Genomic DNA, 20,211 nt, shown 5'->3' with positions numbered 1-20,211 from the left:
GGCATTTGCGATAAGAACCCACTGCCTGATTGGACTCCATGATCCGTATCGTCCTGGTTGATGACCATGACCTATTCCGAGCCGGGGTACGCAGCATCCTGCAGACCCAGGAGGGTATGGTCGTGGTCGGTGAGTACTCGAACGGGGAGGACGTGGTCAAGGCCGTGCGTGCCGATCCACCGGACCTGATCCTGATGGATGTGAACATGCCCGGAATCGGCGGTATCGAGGCGACGCGCAAGATTCTGCATATGGCTCCATCGGTGAAGATCATCGCCGTCACCGTGCTCAGCGACGATCCATTCCCGAATCAGCTGCTCGATGCCGGCGCGCGTGGTTACATCTCCAAGGGCAGCGGGTCCGACGAGATGCTCGAGGCGATCCGCATGGTGATGCGCGGGCAGCACTACATCTCGAGCGATGTCGCGCAGAAGCTGACGCTGGCCAACTTCCGCAATCGTGGCGAGTCGTCGCCGTTGAGCACACTCTCGGCGCGCGAGATGCAGGTAATGATGATGATCACGCGCGGTCAGGGTACCCAGCAGATCTCCGATGCGCTGTTCCTGAGTCCAAAGACGGTCAGCACCTATCGACACCGGCTGTATGAGAAGCTGGATGTCTCGAACGATGTCGAACTGACCCATCTCGCGATCCGCCACGGCCTGCTCGAGAACTCGCAATGACGCGGGAGGCATTCGATCCCGGGTGCCGGCGTTGCACCCGGCTGGCCGATTTTCTCGACCAAGTGAAGGCGCAGCATCCCGACTACTTCTGCCGACCGGTCCCTGCCTTCGGGGCGGCTGAACCGGGTCTGCTGGTCGTCGGTCTGGCGCCCGGCATGCACGGTGCGAACGCGACCGGACGTCCGTTCACCGGCGACTATGCCGGTATCCTGCTGTACCGCACGCTGCACCGGTTCGGTTTCGCCAGCGCGCCGGAATCGCGTGCCGGCGACGATCTGCAACTGCACGACTGCCGGATCACCAATGCGGTGAAGTGCCTGCCACCCCAGAACAAACCGGTCGGCGGGGAGATCAACACCTGCCGTGATTTTCTCGCCGGGGAACTCGCCGGATTCGACGATGGCGGTGTCGTCGTCGCGCTTGGCTCGATTGCGCACAAGTCGGTCGTCGCCGGATTCGGTGTGGCGCAGAAGCACGCGCCCTTCGGGCATGCCGCCGAGCATGCAATGCCGCGCGGCGTGACGCTGCTCGATTCCTACCACTGCAGTCGTTACAACACCCAGACACGACGCCTGACCGAAGAGATGTTCGCCGCCGTGTTCGCGCGGGCACGCGCGCTGCTCGACGCCAGACGCTGAACGGACGGCCATCGGTGGCCGCGTTCTGGCATCCTTGCAGCGATCCTTTCCGGCACCGACCCGTGATATGACCGAAGCTGGCGCACAATTCGACCACAAGGCTTTCCTGCGCACCCTGACCCAGGGGCCTGGCGTCTATCGGATGCTGAATGCCGATGGTGACGTGATGTACGTCGGCAAGGCGAAGAACCTGCGGCGCCGCGTCGGCAGCTACTTCACCCGCGCCAGCAACGCGCGCATCGCCAGCATGGTGTCGCAGATCCGGCAGATCGAGATCACCGCGACCCATACCGAGTCCGAGGCGCTGCTGCTGGAGAACAACCTGATCAAGCAGCACAAGCCGCGCTACAACGTGCTGCTGCGCGACGACAAGAGTTACCCCTACCTGTTCCTGTCCGACGAGACCTTCCCCCGGCTCGCCTTCCATCGTGGGGCACGCCAGGCCAAGGGCCGATATTTCGGGCCCTATCCCAGCGCGAGCGCGGTGCGCGAGACGCTGCAGCTGCTGCAGAAGCTGTTCCCGGTGCGCCAGTGCGAAGACAGCTACTACCGCAACCGTTCGCGACCCTGCCTGCAGTACCAGATAGGACGCTGCACGGCGCCGTGCGTGGCATTTGTGAGCCCCGAACGCTATTCGCAGGACGTGCGCGACACCGAACTGTTTCTCGACGGCAAGGCATCCGATGTGATCGAGCGCTGGGTGGACAAGATGGAGCGGGCGGCGCAGCGCCTCGAGTTCGAGGAGGCCGGACGTCTGCGCGATCAGATCGCGACGCTGCGCGCCGTTCAGGAGCGCCAATACGTCAGCGGCGAGCGCGGTGACATGGACATCGTTGCGGTGGCGGTCGAGGCAGGTGCCGCGTGCATCCAGCTGTTCTACGTCAGGCACGGGCGCAACCTCGGCAACAAGAGCCTGTTTCCACGCAGCGGCGACGGCGCAGAACCCAGCGAGGTCGTCTCGGCGTTCGTTGCGCAGCACTACCTCGGGAAGGCCGTACCGTCGCAGATCCTGGTGAGTGCGGAGCCCGACGACCGTGCGTTGCTCGAGGAGTCGTTGAGCCTGCAGGCCGGTCGCCGGGTGACCATCCAGTCGCGGCCGCGCGGCGAGCGCGCGCGCTGGCTTAAGATGGCGGTCGAAAACGCCAAGCTCGCGCTGGGCGCGAGGCTCGCCAGCGCCGGCGGGGCGAGGCGACGGGTGGATGCGCTGCAGCGGGCGCTTGGCCTGGAAAGGGCCCCGTCGCGCATGGAGTGCTTCGACATCAGCCACACCCAGGGCGGGCAGACCGTCGCGTCGTGCGTGGTGTTCGTCGACGGCGCGCCGAGCAAGAGCGATTACCGGCGCTTCAACATCCGCAATATCACCCCCGGCGACGATTACGCGGCGATGCACCAGGCGCTGCAACGACGCTATCGCCGGCTCGTCGACGGCGAGGGCAAGCTTCCCGATCTGCTGCTGATCGATGGCGGCCAGGGGCAGTTGGCGGCCGCGGCCGAGGTCCTGGCCGAACTCGAGGTGACGGATGTACGGCTGGCCGGCGTCGCGAAGGGGGCGGACCGGCGTCCCGGTATGGAGCAGCTGTTCTTGTTGGGCCGCAAGGAGGCTCTTATACTGCCTGCAGACTCACAAGCCCTGCATCTGGTGCAGCAGATCCGCGACGAGGCGCACCGCTTCGCGATCACCGGACACCGTCAACGACGCGGCAAGGCCACGACCCGGTCGGTACTCGAGGACATCGAGGGAATCGGCCCCAAGCGGCGGGCGCGGCTGCTCAAGCAGTTCGGTGGCCTGCAGGGCCTGTCGCGGGCCGGGGTTGAAGACCTGACGACCGTCGAAGGAATCAGTGAAAAGCTGGCGCGCGAGATCTACGCGGCCTTTCACGGCAACGAATGAACCCGATCTACAATCTGCCCAACCTGCTGACCGTGCTGCGGATCTTCCTGATCCCGGTGTTCATCGTGGTGTTCTACCTGCCGTCGACCTGGGGTCGGGAGGCGGCCACCACGGTGTTCGTGCTTGCGGCGCTCACCGACTGGCTGGACGGCTACCTCGCGCGGCGCATGGGGCTGGTCAGCGCGCTCGGTGCCTTTCTCGACCCGGTCGCCGACAAGCTGATGGTCGCCACCGCGCTGGTGATGCTGGTGCAGGCCGATCCGCGGGTCTCCATCGCGGTCGCCGCGGCCGTGATCATCGGGCGCGAGATCGCGATCTCGGCGCTACGCGAGTGGATGGCCGAGATTGGTGGACGGGCCAAGGTCGCGGTCTCGCAGATCGGCAAATTCAAGACCGCGGCCCAGATGACCGCGATCACCCTGCTGATCTTCCGCGACGACCTGTGGGGTCTGCCGATCTATTGGATCGGAAAAGTCCTGTTGTTCGTCGCGGTGGTGCTCACGCTCTGGTCCATGACGATCTACCTGCGCGCGGCGTGGCCCAGCCTGAAAGGCGAGGCGCAATCCGGCGGTGCGGCCAAGGAAGCGCCGAAACGTGCTTGACAGAGATCGCCAAATGCCTAGAATACGGCGCTCGTTCGGCGGGAATAGCTCAGTTGGTAGAGCACAACCTTGCCAAGGTTGGGGTCGCGAGTTCGAGTCTCGTTTCCCGCTCCAGATGACCCAGGAACCCCGCGCACGAGCGGGGTTTCTTTTTTCACCGACCGACGGTGAGACACAAAGGCCGAGTGGCAGAGTGGTCATGCAGCGGATTGCAAATCCGTGGACATCGGTTCGATTCCGGTCTCGGCCTCCATTCTAATCCGCTGATTTCTCCTGAAGCGCACGGATCGCGGCGGTGCTTTGCCACTTGGGCTTACGCCTTCCGCTGCATTCCTGCGGCACTCGTCGACAGATTTCGTGGCGACAATCTGCAAACGCGGCATGCGTTTTCAGGCTCAAGTCCGAAGGACCGGACACAAGGCACTCCGCAAGACCTTCGATTCCCCCAGCGCATGCGTGCAAGTGGGCCAAAGGCGTTGAAGCGAGTATCCAACCCGGTACATTCAAAGAACCCGAAGACATCACAGTCGCCGAATTGCTGGCGCAATACCGGCGGTCTGCGCTCCCCAGGGAGAGGCGACGATCTCGGTCGCTCGTCAAAAGGTTTGGCTCCGTCTACGTTTCGAACCTCTCGGTGCCGATGCTGAAACGATTCCGCGACAAACGACGGGCGCAGGGGCGAGCCGTACAGACGGTTGGGCATGGTCTCGGTCTTCTGACTCGCGCCGTGGAATGGGCGAGGGCAGTGTTGCGCCTTCGAACGCTGGAATAATCGCACCAAACACTGACGCTTCGCGCAATTATCATTGGTTCGGGGGGTAATGCTGGAAGATCGACTGCTATGACCGGAGATAGGGCGTTTCAACCACCAGATGCGGCCGACTCGTCGGCCACGATCCATGTAATGGCGACCATGCGCAATGATTAGTGTGGAACTGTGCGACCGGGTCGGCCTGATACCCGTGGCAAGGTGCAGAGGACGTGGCAACAGGCGACACATTTTTTCGTAAGGCGGTTCGGTCGCAATTGCGCGGTGATCTGGATCGCGCCGGCGACTTGTATCGACGAGCGCTCGAAGTGCATCCGCACAGGGCTGATATCTGGGCCAACTTCGCCTTGTTTCTCGCCCAGGCCGGCGGGTTGGACGATGCATTCGATGCGATTCAGCGAGCCAGACGGTTGGCGCCCGATGATCCGGGTGTTCGCGAGCGATTCGCGGCCGTGCTCTCGCGAGCGGGCAGGTACGCCGAGGCCATTGAGGTCTGGCGCTCACTGGTCGCCGAAGATGCACGGAACACCCGAACACTGTGTGCACTCTGTGGCGACCTCAGTGCGGTCGGCTTGCATGGCGATGTGATCGATCTCATCGATGACGCGGAGGCACATGGCGTCGCCGACGCCCGCTGCAAACTCCAGCGCGCATTCGCCTACCTGATGACAGGCGACTATGCGAACGGATTCGCCGATTTCGAGTTTCGACTGGAAGCGGGTCACGGCGCGTTGCCGAAGGCAATGCCGGTGCAGCGCTGGGCCGGGGAACCGCTGGCGGGAAAACGTCTCCTGATATACCCGGACCAGGGCCTTGGCGACGATCTTTCGATGGCGCGCTTTCTGCCAGACCTGTTCCGAGCCGATGCGTCGGTGACGCTCCTCGCGCGGCCACCGCTCAGCCGGCTTTTCGCGTCACTGGATCCGCGGTTGGCGGTGACCGCATCTGTCGAGGACGCAAGGTGCTTCGACTTCTCTGTTGCGGCTGGCAGCCTGCCGTATTGCACCGGTGTTGCCAAGGCCGGACCGCCGCCGCCCGTGAAACTGACCGTCCCGCCGGAAGCCAGGGCGGCATTCGATTCCATCGCCGAGCGATACGCGGAGAAGTTGCGGATAGGTTTCTGCTGGACCGGCAATCTGACATGGCCCGCGAACTACCGACGACGCGTATCGCCCGACGCGTTCCGGCCGCTATCGGAGCTCGATGGCGTACAGCTTTTCAGCCTTTACAAAGGCGACGACCAGAAAGCGCTGACGCAAACCGGGATGCTCGAGCATGTCGTGGACCTGGGGTCGCAGTTCGACGACCTCGCAGACACCGCTGCCGCCATTGAGGTCATGGACCTTGTCATCACGACGGACACGGTCATTCCGCACCTCGCCGCGACCCTCAACACGCCGGTGTGGCTTCTGCTTTCGTACGAGAGCTTCTGGATGTACGGGCAATTCAGTGAGCGAGCGCCGTGGTATCCGTCTTTTACATTGTTTCGGCAACGCTTTCCCGGCGACTGGCAGGACGTGATGCGCCGCGTTACGGATGCGCTTTCCAGGTTACTTCATGGGGCGGGCACCTGAGGCCCCGGCATCATCCCGATGCCTTGACCCATCGTCTGCGGCGATGCGCAAAGGCCCCGGTGCCGAATGTCAGCGACACTACCCCAGCGGTCAACAAGGTCGCTGTGCCGGGAGACGCAACCGCAAAGGCGTCATCGAAGACATACGACAACCTGGCCGTGCCGCTCCATTCGAATACGTCGCGTGGTCCGAGGGCATCGAAGGCGACCGTGGTTTCGAGCGTCAGAGGAAATCTCGCGTCCGAAAACTGTGAGGCAGTGAAGCGACCGGTCGACAAAAGGCTTTCGCTGAGCATGACTGTCACGGGCTGCGTTGCGTCAGCGAGGGTCGTCCCAAACAGCACGACGTGCGCGCTCCAATCCTGGATCGGGCCCTGTTCGACATCATAGACGGACGTGACATCGATGGTGACGTCCTGGAGTGGTCCAAGCGCAGGGTTGGGGTTGACGGCTTCGAACAGCAGTTCTTCAAAGATATTGATGCCGGGCGACGTGGTGGCGGTCGGTTCGAAATCAGCCAGCGACACGACGAACGGAATCTCCTGGACGGTCGTGATGATCGTCGCGTGCGCATCGGACAATATCGCGTCGCCCCCCGCCAATGCCGCGCCGGCGACCACTGCCCCTGTCATTGTTTTGCCTGGTTTGTTTGCCATCCCTGTTCCCTCTCGCGAGTCACGATCGCTGACGAGCCTTGACCCATAATCCAAGCAAAATTCAATCCCGCGTGGCAACTGCTTGTTATTGGTTGCTTTCTCGTAAACGCGGGTCCCGGGATTGTAAAAAAACCTGACGCCAGGATCCCTTGTCGGGGCGGGTACGATGCATGCCGATAGAACAAACCGGGAACATGAGTTCCTGCAGGCGGCGGGCATTGATCAGCGAAGACAAGCGCGGCATCGTGACAAAAAATGTCCGATTGCCATTCCGTGGGAATAATTCCGCGAGGCGGTAGATTCGAAGATCAGCAGGCGACGCGGAATGTCACAAACTCATGGCTGACAGCAAAACAAGCACTTCGACTGCGCGCGCAGGACCGCAACGGCTGCTCGACACGGAGGGATTCAACAATCTGGTCCGCGGCCGTCACGGCTACGTGCTGTACAACACCTACGATTCGTACGTCGGCCGATCGATGGAAAGGTACGGCGAATACGCCGAGTTCGAGGTGGCACTGTTTCGGCAGGTCTGCGGCACCGGCGACATCATTGTCGACGTAGGTGCGTATATCGGAACGCATACGCTGGCGATGTCCGCGTTGGTCGGGAACACCGGTCGCGTGTTCGCGCTGGAACCGCAGCGGATCGTGTTTCAAACGCTGTGCGCGAACATGGCGCTCAAAAGTGTCGTCAACGTTGAGTGTCTACAAGTCGCGGCATCGGCCGAGAACGGCCGGATACTGATGCCGGACATTCGCTACGACGCAGAGGCGAATTTCGGCGGCATCAGCATGCGCGGTTTCGACAAGGGCCGGCCGATCTCAATGCGACGGCTCGACGACCTGATCGATGTCCCGCGACTGCGTTTGATGAAACTCGATGTCGAGGGTATGGAGCACAGCGCGATCAGCGGTGCTGCAGATCTGATCGCACGACATCGTCCGATACTCTATGTCGAGAACGACCGGCGGGAAGACTCCAGGGATCTGATAGAGCTGATTATGTCGATGGGCTATCGCCTTTACTGGCACGCGCCGCCGCTATTCAATCCCGACAACTATACCGGCGACGACGACAACATCTTCCCCGGCGTCATCTCGGTCAACATGGTGTGCATCCATCACGATGAAAAGGTCACCGTAGAGACGCTGCCGGAAATCGTCGATCCGACATGCCATCCACTGGATTCGCAGAAAGACCGCGGCTAGCTCGTCGCCCCTGACCAATTCGCGAGCACTTGGAATGGTTGGCTGCCAAGTTGAAAGGGGCAGTTCAAAATTGCAAGGAAAGACGCGAAAACGTCCACTTCATCCGAGGCACGCAGGGTTGTCGTTCCCGATGCGTCAAGCGGTCATGCATGCTGCAGTACAGTGCAGACACCAGTTTCCGTCCGAAGTGACGGGATCGAGCGATCGAAGTCGTTGAACGTGGCCATGCCAAACCAGCAACTTCGCGGCACAGAATCAAGTTGCCGTCACCGCGAAAGAATTCGACGCGGTCGTTTGGAACTGATTCCCGGCACTTGAACTTCCCTCGGCATTTCTTCACGACTCAGGATACCTGATGCCCAGATCATAATCGCTGGCGTAGAGTTCACGGATCCGCAAACGATTCTTCTCGATCTCTTCTTCCGCAACCGTTGTCGAAGGACTTGATGCGTTCGCCCGCATGATTCTGCTGACATTCACTCCTCTCGAGGACAGGAGTTCCCCAAGGGTCGATTCCAGGTCTGAAACATTCTTCAAGACGTCGACCAGCGACTTTCCGTCACGATCGAGCACGTAATGCGATTGCGGCACATAATGCGAAAGTTCGTTGTGCGGAATCTTCATTTTCATATCGGCATCGAAATAACCTTTCAACTTCAGTGTCTCCAGGCCGTCAACAAACTCTGTGAAACTCCTAACGCTGGAATCGCGCAATATCCTGAAATTGTTCATTTGCCTGGCTGCTCGATAAACGCTGACGATTCTATCGACCGGGTTTCTCAGGAAGGCAAAAAACGTGAAGGTTTCGTTTTCGTAGGGGGAACAGAAATAGCGCCGTATGTGTTCCGCAAAACAATGGTCCAGTTCTAACACCTGGCCATTGATATTCAGATGCCCATAGAGGATATGGTGGTTCTGGTCAGGATACCTCAACGGTTGGTTGTGTCCTGGAATCAATCCATGTGCCACGATCGTATTGTTCACGGTCGTTCCACCACACCTTGGAATGTGGACAAACACGGCGTTTATGGCATGAATCTTCAATTGTCTCTCCACCGGCGATCGACGACGGCTGCGCAGTACAGAGCACCCATTTGGACACCGGCAGACGACCGACGCTTCGCAACGTCCCAGGAAAAGGATAGGCCAGAACGCGCTTCGCGCACGCAACACTCAAGTCCAATGCCAACCTTTGAATACGATGGTCGGCTAAGCCGATGCGCCTGAAACGTCCACATCGCAGAGCAGACGTTCAGCAGGATATCGCGGAAAAAAGACCTGTTCCTCGAAATCTCGGGCCGGCCCACGTCGGAAATGACATGCTTTTCCATCCATGGAAAGCATCTACTGCACGTCGTTCCCGAAACAGCGGCCGAGGCGCCGACTGAGGATGCCGCCACTTACTCCACATTAATCACGGAAGGAATCCGCAGTAGCAATGTGCTGCTAATATCAGACCATGGTCAAGGCGTGATCGCCAGTGAGACAGCACGGACCCTGATCGACACTGCCCAAAAGCAGGCAAACCTGCAGTCGTCGATCCCACAGAGCTAGATTTCTCGACATACCATGGCGCAGCTGTCCGAACGCCGGCGTTTTGGGGTAGCCATTGGGTGATGGTGATGCTTATATCTCTCGCGCCCGGACAAAGCAGCAAAGAACCGATCGGCCGTGTACCCGAGCGAGATGCCGCTGCCTCCACGGCCTGACAATTTGCCCCTGCGCGCGGCCCTGATCGGGGCCCGTCGCTCAAGGCAAGGCCTTGGTCCTTTCATCGCCCGCGATCTGGTAAGGCTAGGTTGCGACGTTGTTGCCATAACCACAACCTGCGAGGCGACGCTTGCAACAGCGGCGAGGGACGTTCTGAAATACGCCGGGATACGACCAGCCTGCTACAACCAGGTCGACCGGATGCTGGCGGAGGCCTCGCCAGATCTCGTGTTCATCCTCACGCCTCCGGAATACCACGCCGAATATCTCGAATCAGCCTGGCGAGCAGGCTGTCATACGGTATGCGAGAAACCCCTCCTATGGGGTGGCCGAACAGCTGACCGTGTCGCGGCACTCGTTGAACGTTTTGCCGAGCGTGGCTTGATCTTGGCCGAGAACTGCCAGTGGCCCGACACGCTCATCGCCTATGACGCGCTCTATCCTGGGATCCTTGCCACAGCCACGGCACTGGATATGAGGCTTACGCCGGATACAGTCGGCGCATCTGCCGTGCGCGATTGTCTTTCCCATGTGATCAGTGTTGCACAGGCGGTGATGCCTGCCGATGCGACAATCCAAGGCGAGCCCGAAGTCATAGTCTGGCCCGCAAAGGCCACCCACGTGAAATTCGATTTTGGAACGCGCGCGCAGACGCTGTCTGTAACAGGCCAGTTTGTTCTATCCAATCTGCGCCCCCGGCCGGCCCATCTCAGTTTTGACGGGCATGTCGCGCAGCGTTTGGTGGATCCTGCAAACTACCACATGCATTTGAGTGATGGGATTCGCAGTGTGCCCCTCGACGATCCATTGAAAACCCATCTGGCAAAGATAATCGATCGGGTCGAGCAGGTATCGCAGCGCAATTGCGTAATCGGTGACCTGTCGCTGGTTCGGCGGGCCGCCGCGTTTGATTCTGTCGTCGCCGCAGTCATGGGCATGCACGTTATGACTGACGCATTTGATAGTCAGTAATAGAGAGCTAGTTTGGACGATATCCACAATTTCATCGGAAAGCTCCAACATCCAAAGGTAGCGAACCTTCTCACGCGCTATGTGTCGTGGCGAAGGTTGGTTGCCGAAGCTCGGCGGAGCGGAGCACCTCGTCCCAAAGTGCCGGAGATAGGGCCAATTTCGATCAACCTCGATCTGACCACGGCGTGCAATTTTCGGTGTGATCATTGCATCGACTGGGACCTGCTAAACGTCAAAGCCCGGCACCGTGAGAATGAAATCCGGCAATCCTTGGTCGAACTGAGGCGGCGAGGATTGGAGTCCGTAATCCTTATTGGCGGCGGCGAACCAACACTCTATCCGCATTTTGAAGAAATGATCAGCTTCATAAAGAGCTTGGGGCTTCAGGTAGCCATTGTCAGCAATGGCTCTCGCTGCGACCGCCTGGTGCAGGTCGCGCCCGATCTGGCTAAAGGCGACTGGATTCGATTGTCTCTCGATGCGGGTAGCAACAGCCTGTTCCGTGCAATGCACAAGCCAGTGAACGATTCGATAAACCTCGACAGCATTTGCGGCCAGGTGCCGGCAATTCGCGCAGCCAACCCTGATATATCGATAGGATATTCATTCATCGTAGTGTGGGATGGAACAACGCGCGGTGACTCGTCAATCCATGAAAACATCCGAGAGATTGTCGATGCGGCACGCCGGGCCAAGCGCTCAGGCTTCCACTACATCACGTATAAGGCCGTACTGGAGCGCTGGCAGGACGGATCAGAAGTGATGGCCCCTAAAACCTGCACTCGTGCGGTTGACGACGTTTTGTACGAAATCCGCGCCGAACTCGCCAAGGCCCATGCGTTAGAGGACGAAACATTCTCGGTAAAGGAATCCACTAACATTCGCGCCCTCAACGACCGGTCGTGGGCAGATCTCAAGCAGCAGCCGCATACCTGCCACATGCAGATCCTACGACAGGTCCTAACGCCCCTGGGTATTTTCAACTGCCCGGCACACCGCGGTGTGGAGTGGGCCAGGATTGGCGACAAGAACGGTTACGCGGATTTTCAGCGAACGGCTGCCATCACGGAGGCAACGGCAGATATGCTGGACACGTTCGATGCTCAATGCCGCTGTGCTGAGGTCACCTGCATCTACAACAGCACCAATTGGTGGCTCGAAGATCTAATCGAAGGCCGTGCAGTGCTGCCAGACGGACTCGAACCCAGCTGGGAAGACTTTTTTCTTTGATGGTCCCGTCGGTTCTACGGTAGGAATTGCGACGGCCCGCAGAAGTCAGCTCGCCTGTCAGGACGGTGTCCAATTCGGCTTGCTCGATCAGATGACCGTGGAGCTCAAACCAATTTCAATGGCCTGCTAGGGCAAGCTGGACCCTGGGCATCAGCCAGCGATTCGCGCACCCCGTGGAAATGCTGAACGGCCGGCCCTCTTCGCCAGCTTCCAGGCGTTGGTCGCGCGGACACCCATCGCACAGCGGATGGTTGAAATCGTGAACAACAGAAACTGGAACGCATGAATCCCGGGCGCGCTACGTCTTGACGTGGCTGTTCCCTGCATCTGGAATCCGCAGACAGGCGAGACGGAGAGCGCTTACATGGCTTCGTAGAGGAAGGTGCCCATGCGCATGTCGGTCGTGAAGATATGCTCCGTCAGCCAGCGCTCAAGGTACTCGATATTCGCCTCGGTCACGCCTTCTCCGCCTCGCAGGATTTCCTGCTGCAACTCCCTGGCACTCTCGATCAGTTCGCGGTGCTCCGCCTTGTGTGCCGTTAGATCGTCGTAGGCATACTGCAGCATCAGGCGTTCTTCGTGGCTGAAGTGCCAAACGGTACAGTTGATCAGTTCCTCCAGTACCGCCGCCAGGTAGTCGCGCGATTTGCCCTCGGCAACGGCATGATTGAGGACATTGAAAGTATTGATCAGCATTCGGTGATCATTGTCGATCTCCGTGACTCCGACGCTCAGTACATCGCCCCAAACGATATCTTTCACGGCATTCACCTCTTGGATCGTCGCCGATTGGCATTCTGAGTACCATGACGCAATCCGTTGTCGCTGGCTATGACGCAGGTCATGTTGAGTTGGGCTGCCGAGGTCACACCTTTAGCCCACAGCGCGCCTTCGCCTTTCCATTGCGATGGTTTCAGGTCCGCCCCAAGGTCGCCTTCTGCAAGGGCGAGTTTCATTTGTGAATGTCCTGGATCCGAACGCTCGTCAACGACGCGGCAGGGTCGTCGCCGGCCTGCCGCAGCGACTGCTTGCCAGAGTCGGCCGCATGCGCCGTTCCCCGCACCTGTCCGCCCGCTGCCGACCGCGGTTGGCAGGGCGCACCCAAGCTGGACTCTGCAACCGTCATTGTTGACAATCGCCGTGCCATCTTTCCGACCAAGCACCAGGGAGTCAGCGCCATGCGGAGAAAATGGGCGATCGCTTGGGTTCTGCCGCTCGCATGGGCACTGTCCGGCTGCGGCGAGCAGCAGGCCGCGGAAACCGAAGTCGGACCGAGACCGGTCAAGTCGACCGTGATCGGCGAAGCCGGGCCGGGCGGCAGCCGTTCCTTTCCCGCACGCATCGATGCCGCGAGGCGCGCCGAACTGGCGTTCCGTATCCCCGGGACGGTGCAGGAACTGCCGATCAAGGAGGGCGACCGACTGCAGGAAGGCGCGTTGGTGGCACGCCTCGATCCCACCGATTTTCAGATTGTCGTCAACGACCGCCAGGCGACATTCGACAAAGCGCAAAAGAACTTCGCGCGTGGCAAGGAACTGGTCGATTCCGGTGCCATTTCCCGAAGCGATTTTGATCGCCTGGAGGCCGAGTTCAAGAACGCGCGTGCCGCGCTGGAGGCGGCCCGTCAGGACCTGGCATACACCGAGTTGACGGCGCCCTTCGATGGCATGGTGGCGCGCCGCCTCGTCGAGCGTTTCGAGGAGGTGCAGGCCAAGCAGCCGGTGGTCCTGGTGCAGAACATCGAGCAGCTGGAGGTCAAGTTCGACGTTCCCGAGTCCATCATCCGCAGCGTGCGTGGAGGCGGGAGGGCGGCACGTGGCGAGATCCCGGTCTACGCCACGTTCGAGGGTCAGCCGGGGCGGCAATTTCCGCTGACGTACAAAGAGATCTCGACCAAGGCCGATGCGAACACCCAGACGTTCGAGGCGACCTTCCTGATGGAACAGTGGGAGCGCGGTACCGTGTTGCCCGGGATGACCGCCACCGTGACCGTGAACCTGGCCGGTGTCGTCGACGACAATGCGGTCTTCACGGTCCCGGTAAGCGCGGTGGTGGGCGATTACAAGCTCGATCCCCAGGTCTGGGTGGTCGACGCGTCCAGCGGCACCGTGTCACCCCGGCCGGTGAAGGTCGGACGCCTAGTGGGCGACGGTATCGAGGTGCTCGAGGGGATCGAACCCGGCATGCGGGTGGTCACCGCCGGGACGCCGTTCCTCGTGGAGGGCATGCAGGTCTCGCTGTTGCCCGAACAGGAACAGGCCGAAGTCCGCCCCGACGATCTGAAGTATCAGCGATGAGCCACGCGACGACGCAACAGTCGACCGGGCCGCTGACATGAATGCCGGCGAATACTCGGTAAGGCGACCGGTCATTTCCTGGCTGGTCATCGTGATCCTGGTCGCGGGCGGTATCTGGGCCTTCGACAACATGGGCAAGCTGGAGGATCCGGCCTTCACGATCAAGCTCGCCAAGATCATCACGCTGTATCCGGGTGCGTCGGCGCAGCAGGTCCAGGACGAAGTCACCTACCATATCGAAGACGCCGTCCAGCGGATGGAGCAGGTCAAGAACATCAAGATGTCCATATCGCGACCCGGCCTGTCGGACATCCAGATCGAGTTCAAGGACAAGTATCGCTCCGAGGACTTCCCCGATATCTACGACGAGTTGCGGCGCAAGATGGCGGACATGCAGTCCAAGCTGCCGCCGGGCGCACACGCGCCGATGATCATCGACGAGTTTGGCGACGTCTATGGCGTCTATCTGGCGCTGACCGGCCACGGCTACACCTGGCGCGACCTGTGGGACGTCGCCGACCGACTCAAGCGCGAGATCGTACTGGTGCCCGGCGTCCGCAAGGTCATCATCGGTGGCGCCCAGAAAGAGGTTGTGTACGTCGACATCTCGCGTGCCCGCCTGGGCGAGCTGGGGATCTCGCCCGCCGAGATTGCGGCTGTACTGCAGTCCCAGAACGTCGTCACCGATGCGGGGCAGGTGCGCGTCGGGCCCGAGTACCTGCGCATCAATCCGACCGGTGAATTCGCGTCGGTGGCCGAGATCGGCGACGTGCTGATCGGCTCCGATGAGAAACGACTGGTCTATCTCAAGGACATCGCAGAGATTCGACGGGCCTACGAGGACGTCCCCAGCAAGATGTATTACGTCGATGGCCAGCCCGCGCTGACCCTGGGGATCTCGATGCAGGCCGGCGTCAACGTGGTCGCAGTCGGCGGGCAGCTGGATGACCGGTTCCGTGACCTGCAGACCATCATCCCGGTCGGGATGCAGTTGACCGAGATCTACAACCAGCCGGTCGAGGTCGACAAATCGGTGCGTGGTTTCATGGTCAGCGTCGGACAGGCGGTGGCGATCGTGATCGTGGTGCTGCTGCTGTTCATGGGGATACGGACCGGGGTGATCATCGGCTCGGTGCTGCTGATCACGGTTGCGGGTACGCTGCTGATCATGCATCTCAACGGGATCGAGCTGCAGCGCATCTCGCTCGGGGCGCTGGTGATCGCATTGGGGATGCTGGTCGACAATGCGATCGTGGTCGCAGAAGGCATGCTGGTGCGCATGCAGTCCGGGATGAAGGCGCGCGAGGCGGCGCGCGAGACTGTGGGGAAGACGATCTGGGCACTGCTCGGCGGCACCCTGGTGGGCATACTCGCGTTCTCGGCGATCGGCCTTTCGCCGGACAGCACCGGCGAATTCGTCGGCTCGCTGTTCTATGTGATTCTCTATTCGCTGCTGTTGTCCTGGGTAACCGCGATCAGCACCACGCCGTTGTTGTGTTCGCTGCTGTTGAAGCCACGCCAGGCCGACGCGAGCGACGGCGGGGATCCTTACCGCGGCAGGTTGTTTACGGCTTTCCGCGGGCTCGTCGCGCTGGCGATCCGCAGGCGCTGGCTGACAGTCGCGTTCGTGGTCGGGTTGTTTCTGCTGGCACTGATCGGATTCGGGAACGTCAAGCAGGCCTTTTTCCCGGAATCCAACACGCCGATGTTCTTCGTCGACATCTGGGAGATCGAGGGCAGCGACATTCGCACTTCGCGCGAGGATGCGTTGAAGGTCAGCGAGTTCCTGCGCGGCCTGGAGGGCGTCGAGCAGACCACGACGGTCATCGGCGGCCCGCATGAGCGGTTCACGCTGGTCTACGATCCGCGCGAGATCTCATCCGCCTATGCCCAGATCATCGTGCAGACCGACACCCGGGAGCGGATCGCCGAGATCTGGGAAAAGGTCGAGGCGTACCTGCGCACCGAGATGCCACGGACCGATCCGATCATCAAGTCCATGCGCATCGGGCCCGGGCGCGATTCGAAGATCGAGGCGCGGTTCCATGGGCCGGACCCGGCGGTACTGCGTCATCTGTCCGAGCAGGCGCAGGCGATCATGCGCGCGGATCCCGAATCGAAGGATATCCGCGACGACTGGCGCCAGCCGGTCAAGTTGGTGCGACCGGTGTTCAACGAGCAGGTCGGGCGGCAGCTCGGAATCACGCGTGAAGACCTGGCGGATGCGCTCAGCTATGCGTTCGAGGGCACGCCGGTAGGCCGCTATCGTGACGGTATCCGGGTGCTGCCGATCCTGATGCGTGCCCCTGAAGAGGACCGGGCCGACGTCGGCAACCTGCAGGACATCAGCGTGTGGAGCCCGGTGCTCAAGGCTTCGGTACCGGCGGCGCAGGTCATCAGTGGTGTCGAGACCGTGTTCGAGAATGCCGTGCTGCGCTCGCGCAACCGGATGCGCACCATCATCGCCTCGTGCAATCCAACCGGCGAATTGGCCACCCCCCTGTTCGAGCGCCTGAGGCCGCAGATCGAGGCGATTGCGCTGCCGCCCGGATACTCTCTGTCCTGGGGCGGCGAGTATGAAGACTCGTTGAAGGCGCAGGCAGGCCTGGGGCGCTCCCTGCCGGTCGGTTTCCTGCTGATGATCCTGACCACGATCCTGTTGTTCGGAAGACTGCGCCAGCCGTTGATCATCTGGCTTACGGTGCCGCTGGCGATCATCGGCATCACCGCCGGCCTGCTCGGCGCCAACGGTGCCTTCGACTTCATGTCGCTGCTCGGGGCTCTGTCACTGATCGGTCTGTTGATCAAGAACGCCATAGTCCTGATCGAAGAGATCGATCAGCAGATCGAGGGAGGGAAGCAACCACTGGATGCGACCCTGGATGCGACCGTGAGCCGACTGCGCCCGGTGGTGTTGGCTGCGGCGACGACCATTCTCGGCCTGATACCCCTGTTGTCCGATGCGTTCTTCGTGAACATGTCGATCACCATCATGGCGGGGCTGGGGTTTGCCACGTTGTTGACGCTGGTGTTCGTGCCGACCCTGTACGCGATTCTCTTCCGGATCGAACCCGACTGAACATCGTATCGGCGCGCGGACGTCGAAAAAGGGTTCGCACTGCCACGGTCGTTGCCGTGCAGCGGAATCGTTGTATGCAAGACGCGGCGTGCTATAACCTGACCACGGGAACGCGGGAGATCTCCATGCTCGCCAAACACCCAGTGATGCTGGCCTTCCTTTGTTCGCTGCCGATCGCCGCGCCGGCGCAGGCAGACGGCTTCGCCTACCAGGCGTATCTGCAGTTGCCTTTTGGTATGGAGGAGGCTCACTGGGGGCTGAGGGCGAGTTCCGATGGGCGGTTGTTCGAACCCCATTTCGCCGGAGACGGAGAAGTGCGCGAGGCGTTGGTCGATCTGCGATTTGCCGGTCTGAAGCGGTCGGGCCTGTCGATCAACGGTGTCGCCGTGGACCCCCTGCTGGCCCGCCTTTCCGCTGATGGCGACGCATCGGGCAGCGGTGCCGATCAGCGCGAAAAGATCGATTGGTACCAGGTTGCGGGCGTCGTGGTCGGGGTTGGGTTGATCGCGGCGGTACTGGCGGCGGACGACGTCAAGATCGAAGGGTGTTCCGGGTCGGCCTGCTCGATAGAACCGGAATCGCCGCCCGATCCCGACCCGGCAGATGCCGGGCAAGTCGACTGAGGGGCGTCGAACGCGGAAGATCGGTCGACCGAGTGCCGAGCCGGCGCCGTTCATCGTCTGCGGGGATGGGCCCAAGGCCCGCGCTGTTGGACCGGCCCAATCGCTCCGTCTATTCCCTCACCGGTCGTCGGTGTGTACCGCTCGTCTGCCAGATCCATAGGGCTGCCGTCGCCGCGCAGTGAAGCGTGGCACATCTATTGCTGGTTGCTGCATACGATGGTTGAAGAGGCAGGAATCGATGCGACGCTTCCACTGTAGCTGCGGACAGGCGCTGTTTTTCGACAGTGTCGTCTGTGAGCGTTGCAATCGCCCGGTCGGGTTCGCGCCGGACCTCGGTCGCATGGTTGCACTACACGATGAGGGGGACGGTCGATATGCCACGCTCGATACCGACGCGCCGCCCGGGCTGCGCTACCGCTACTGCAATAACGGCGAGCTGCACGGGATCTGCAACTGGCTGGCGGTCACCGACGATACAACGGACCTGTGTGTCGCCTGCAGACTGAATCGTGTGGTGCCTGACGTCGGCCGGCCGGCCAACCTCGAGCGTTGGTCGCGCCTCGAAGCCGCCAAAAGGCGCCTGCTATACAGCCTGTCCGTGCTCGGGTTGCCGGTTGCCGGAAAGGGCGACGAACCGCAGTCCGGCCTCGCGTTCGACTTCATGGAAGATCAGCGCAGCAACCCGGATGTCCCGCAGGCCTTCGTCGCGACCGGCCACGCCGACGGGGTGATCACGGTCAACGTGATGGAGGCCGACCCGGCCCAGCAGGTCATCGCGCGCGAGCGATTGAACGAACAGTATCGTACGCTGTTGGGCCACATGCGGCACGAGTCCGGTCACTATTTTTGGGACCGCCTGGTGCGAGACAGCGGGTTTCTGCGCGGCTTTCGTGGATTGTTCGGCGACGAACGGGGGGACTACGCGGCAGCGATGGATGCGTACTATCAGAAAGGCACCACACCCGACTGGAATGAAGCGTTCATCTCGGCGTATGCCAGTGCCCACCCCTGGGAGGATTGGGCCGAGACCTGGGCGCACTACCTGCATATGCTCGATACGCTCGAGACCGCGAAGGCCTATGGGATCGTGGGCGAAGCCGTCGGCGATGGCTCGCCGCATTCGTTCGAGGACGGCGTGGGCGAATGGATGCACCTCAGCGTGGTGCTGAACGAACTGAATCGCAGTATGGGCCAGGACGACAGCTATCCGTTCGTCGTGCCACCCCGGGTCGTCGACAAGCTGCGATTCGTCCACGAAGTGGTGCAGGCGAACCGCGCCGGTGAGTGACGCGTCCGACAACGGGTGCGGCCGTATCAGAGGCGTGCGGTCAATCCCGGTTCGATCAACCGCTGTCAGGCGTCTTCGACAACGATCTTGTCTCTGACGACGCCCAGGGATTGGAGGCTGTCGACCACCGAGTCGATGAAGCCGTCGGGGCCGCAGACATAGAAATACTGTGCGATGTCGCGGATATGACGCTGCAGTAGTTCGCGGTCGACGGTCCCGTGGATGTAACCCGGGTGATCCTCGTCCGATAGTACGAAATGACAACGCTCCCCGAACAGCGTCATCAATTCATTCTGATCGACCACATCGCGGTGGGTCTTGTTGGCGAACAGCAGTGCGTTGTCGGCCATTGCCCCGGAGTCGGCGAGCGTACGTGCGATCGACACGAAAGGCGTGATTCCCGTGCCGGCCGCGATGAACATGCCGGGCCCACGGTAACGGATGGTGCCGAACACGTCCCGCAGCAACACGGTGTCGCCGACCGCCAGATCATGCAGCCGTGTCGTTACGCCGTCGTGCGACGGGTAGGCCTTGATGATGAATTGGAGGATGGCATCTTCGGTCAGCGAGGTCGGTGTGAATGGGCGCCATTCATCGCGCCAGTCGTCACGGTCGATCGCGAGTTCGACGCCCTGGCCGGGCGCGTAGCTGAATCCGTCCGGCCGGGTGAACACGAACCGTTGTACGTCGTGCGTGTCGGTCTCGCGCATCAGCAAGCGGCATCTGTGGATCGTCATCGGCATTCTCCCATCGTGACGGGTGTTGCCCACGAACCGAGCAGGAGCCATGCCATGTCCGATGGACGACTTGGAAGCGCTGCCCCGTGCAGCAGACACCGTGCGGTCAACCGAAGGTTGGTGCCGGACGAGCTCGCGCACGTGCAAATCAACCGGTCGCGGTCGATTTGCAACACTGGATCGGAGGTTGCGGGAGCTGTACGGCGCGTTGCCGTGATGACCGTCGCCAGGTGGAAGCCACTACGGCACGTC

17 protein-coding genes and 2 tRNA genes are annotated in these 20,211 nt (G+C 61.3%); 14 read left to right on the top strand and 5 right to left on the bottom strand.

Annotation, left to right across the window (positions count from 1 at the left end; translation table 11 throughout):
- The first annotated feature begins 38 nt into the window (after nucleotides 1–38).
- The 7 genes from uvrY to H6955_20840 all read left to right on the top strand — a co-directional run bounded on the left by uvrY (nucleotide 39) and on the right by H6955_20840 (nucleotide 6,157).
- A complete protein-coding gene (uvrY, locus tag H6955_20870) occupies nucleotides 39–683 on the top strand; it encodes a UvrY/SirA/GacA family response regulator transcription factor (protein ID MCP5316021.1) in 645 nt (214 codons plus the stop codon).
- Complete coding sequence (locus H6955_20865) at nucleotides 680–1,321, top strand: uracil-DNA glycosylase (GenBank protein MCP5316020.1); 642 nt, start codon at nucleotides 680–682, stop codon at nucleotides 1,319–1,321. The genes uvrY and H6955_20865 overlap by 4 nt, the downstream gene beginning before the upstream one ends.
- Before the next feature lie 67 nt (nucleotides 1,322–1,388).
- Nucleotides 1,389–3,212 carry an excinuclease ABC subunit UvrC gene (uvrC, locus tag H6955_20860; protein MCP5316019.1) on the top strand — a complete coding sequence of 608 codons (1,824 nt, stop codon included), beginning with the start codon at nucleotides 1,389–1,391 and terminating at the stop codon, nucleotides 3,210–3,212.
- Between the two features lie 5 nt (nucleotides 3,213–3,217).
- Nucleotides 3,218–3,814 (top strand): CDP-diacylglycerol--glycerol-3-phosphate 3-phosphatidyltransferase, encoded by a 597-nt coding sequence (gene pgsA, locus H6955_20855; protein MCP5316018.1) that lies wholly within the window; start codon nucleotides 3,218–3,220, stop codon nucleotides 3,812–3,814.
- Between the two features lie 38 nt (nucleotides 3,815–3,852).
- Nucleotides 3,853–3,928: transfer RNA gene (locus H6955_20850), tRNA-Gly, on the top strand.
- A gap of 65 nt (nucleotides 3,929–3,993) precedes the next feature.
- Nucleotides 3,994–4,067 (top strand) — tRNA-Cys (locus H6955_20845).
- Nucleotides 4,068–4,870: 803 nt separating this feature from the next.
- A complete protein-coding gene (locus tag H6955_20840) occupies nucleotides 4,871–6,157 on the top strand; it encodes a hypothetical protein (protein MCP5316017.1) in 1,287 nt (428 codons plus the stop codon).
- 10 nt (nucleotides 6,158–6,167) lie between these two features.
- Here the strand turns inward: H6955_20840 and H6955_20835 are convergent, their stop codons facing one another.
- A complete protein-coding gene (locus tag H6955_20835; protein MCP5316016.1) occupies nucleotides 6,168–6,890 on the bottom strand; it encodes a hypothetical protein in 723 nt (240 codons plus the stop codon).
- 260 nt (nucleotides 6,891–7,150) lie between these two features.
- Here H6955_20835 and H6955_20830 point away from each other — a divergent pair, with 260 nt between their 5' ends.
- Nucleotides 7,151–8,023 carry an FkbM family methyltransferase gene (locus tag H6955_20830; GenBank protein ID MCP5316015.1) on the top strand — a complete coding sequence of 291 codons (873 nt, stop codon included), beginning with the start codon at nucleotides 7,151–7,153 and terminating at the stop codon, nucleotides 8,021–8,023.
- A 336-nt stretch (nucleotides 8,024–8,359) separates the two neighbouring features.
- Here H6955_20830 and H6955_20825 read toward each other — a convergent pair whose 3' ends face one another.
- The gene (locus H6955_20825) at nucleotides 8,360–9,007 is read right to left on the bottom strand and encodes a sulfotransferase family 2 domain-containing protein (protein ID MCP5316014.1); all 648 of its coding nucleotides are present in this window, start codon (nucleotides 9,005–9,007) and stop codon (nucleotides 8,360–8,362) included.
- A gap of 702 nt (nucleotides 9,008–9,709) precedes the next feature.
- Between H6955_20825 and H6955_20820 the strand changes: the two genes are divergently transcribed.
- Together H6955_20820 and H6955_20815 are read left to right on the top strand one after the other, a co-directional pair.
- On the top strand, nucleotides 9,710–10,705 hold the full coding sequence (locus H6955_20820) for a Gfo/Idh/MocA family oxidoreductase (protein ID MCP5316013.1): 996 nt from the start codon (nucleotides 9,710–9,712) through the stop codon (nucleotides 10,703–10,705).
- A gap of 12 nt (nucleotides 10,706–10,717) precedes the next feature.
- Nucleotides 10,718–11,935: a radical SAM protein gene (locus H6955_20815; GenBank protein ID MCP5316012.1), complete on the top strand. Its 1,218-nt coding sequence runs from the start codon at nucleotides 10,718–10,720 to the stop codon at nucleotides 11,933–11,935.
- Nucleotides 11,936–12,295: 360 nt separating this feature from the next.
- Here the strand turns inward: H6955_20815 and H6955_20810 are convergent, their stop codons facing one another.
- Both H6955_20810 and H6955_20805 read right to left on the bottom strand, forming a co-directional pair.
- Complete coding sequence (locus tag H6955_20810) at nucleotides 12,296–12,697, bottom strand: hemerythrin family protein (GenBank protein MCP5316011.1); 402 nt, start codon at nucleotides 12,695–12,697, stop codon at nucleotides 12,296–12,298.
- 5 nt (nucleotides 12,698–12,702) lie between these two features.
- Complete coding sequence (locus H6955_20805) at nucleotides 12,703–12,891, bottom strand: hypothetical protein (GenBank protein ID MCP5316010.1); 189 nt, start codon at nucleotides 12,889–12,891, stop codon at nucleotides 12,703–12,705.
- A gap of 222 nt (nucleotides 12,892–13,113) precedes the next feature.
- Between H6955_20805 and H6955_20800 the strand changes: the two genes are divergently transcribed.
- The 4 genes from H6955_20800 (at nucleotide 13,114) to H6955_20785 (ending at nucleotide 19,222) form a co-directional block, all read left to right on the top strand.
- Nucleotides 13,114–14,232 (top strand): efflux RND transporter periplasmic adaptor subunit, encoded by a 1,119-nt coding sequence (locus H6955_20800; GenBank protein ID MCP5316009.1) that lies wholly within the window; start codon nucleotides 13,114–13,116, stop codon nucleotides 14,230–14,232.
- 37 nt (nucleotides 14,233–14,269) lie between these two features.
- Complete coding sequence (locus tag H6955_20795; GenBank protein ID MCP5316008.1) at nucleotides 14,270–17,311, top strand: efflux RND transporter permease subunit; 3,042 nt, start codon at nucleotides 14,270–14,272, stop codon at nucleotides 17,309–17,311.
- A gap of 74 nt (nucleotides 17,312–17,385) precedes the next feature.
- Nucleotides 17,386–17,934, top strand: a complete 549-nt coding sequence (locus tag H6955_20790; protein MCP5316007.1) for a hypothetical protein — start codon at nucleotides 17,386–17,388, stop codon at nucleotides 17,932–17,934.
- Nucleotides 17,935–18,172: 238 nt separating this feature from the next.
- Complete coding sequence (locus H6955_20785; protein MCP5316006.1) at nucleotides 18,173–19,222, top strand: putative zinc-binding metallopeptidase; 1,050 nt, start codon at nucleotides 18,173–18,175, stop codon at nucleotides 19,220–19,222.
- A 65-nt stretch (nucleotides 19,223–19,287) separates the two neighbouring features.
- Here the strand turns inward: H6955_20785 and H6955_20780 are convergent, their stop codons facing one another.
- Nucleotides 19,288–19,959: a flavodoxin reductase gene (locus H6955_20780; protein ID MCP5316005.1), complete on the bottom strand. Its 672-nt coding sequence runs from the start codon at nucleotides 19,957–19,959 to the stop codon at nucleotides 19,288–19,290.
- Nucleotides 19,960–20,211 lie beyond the last annotated feature (252 nt).

The sequence above is a fragment of the Chromatiaceae bacterium genome (assembly GCA_024235395.1).
GTDB lineage: Bacteria > Pseudomonadota > Gammaproteobacteria > Chromatiales > Chromatiaceae > Thiosocius.
Note: the sequence above shows the minus strand (reverse complement) of the source record. Positions and strands in the feature narration are given on the sequence as shown.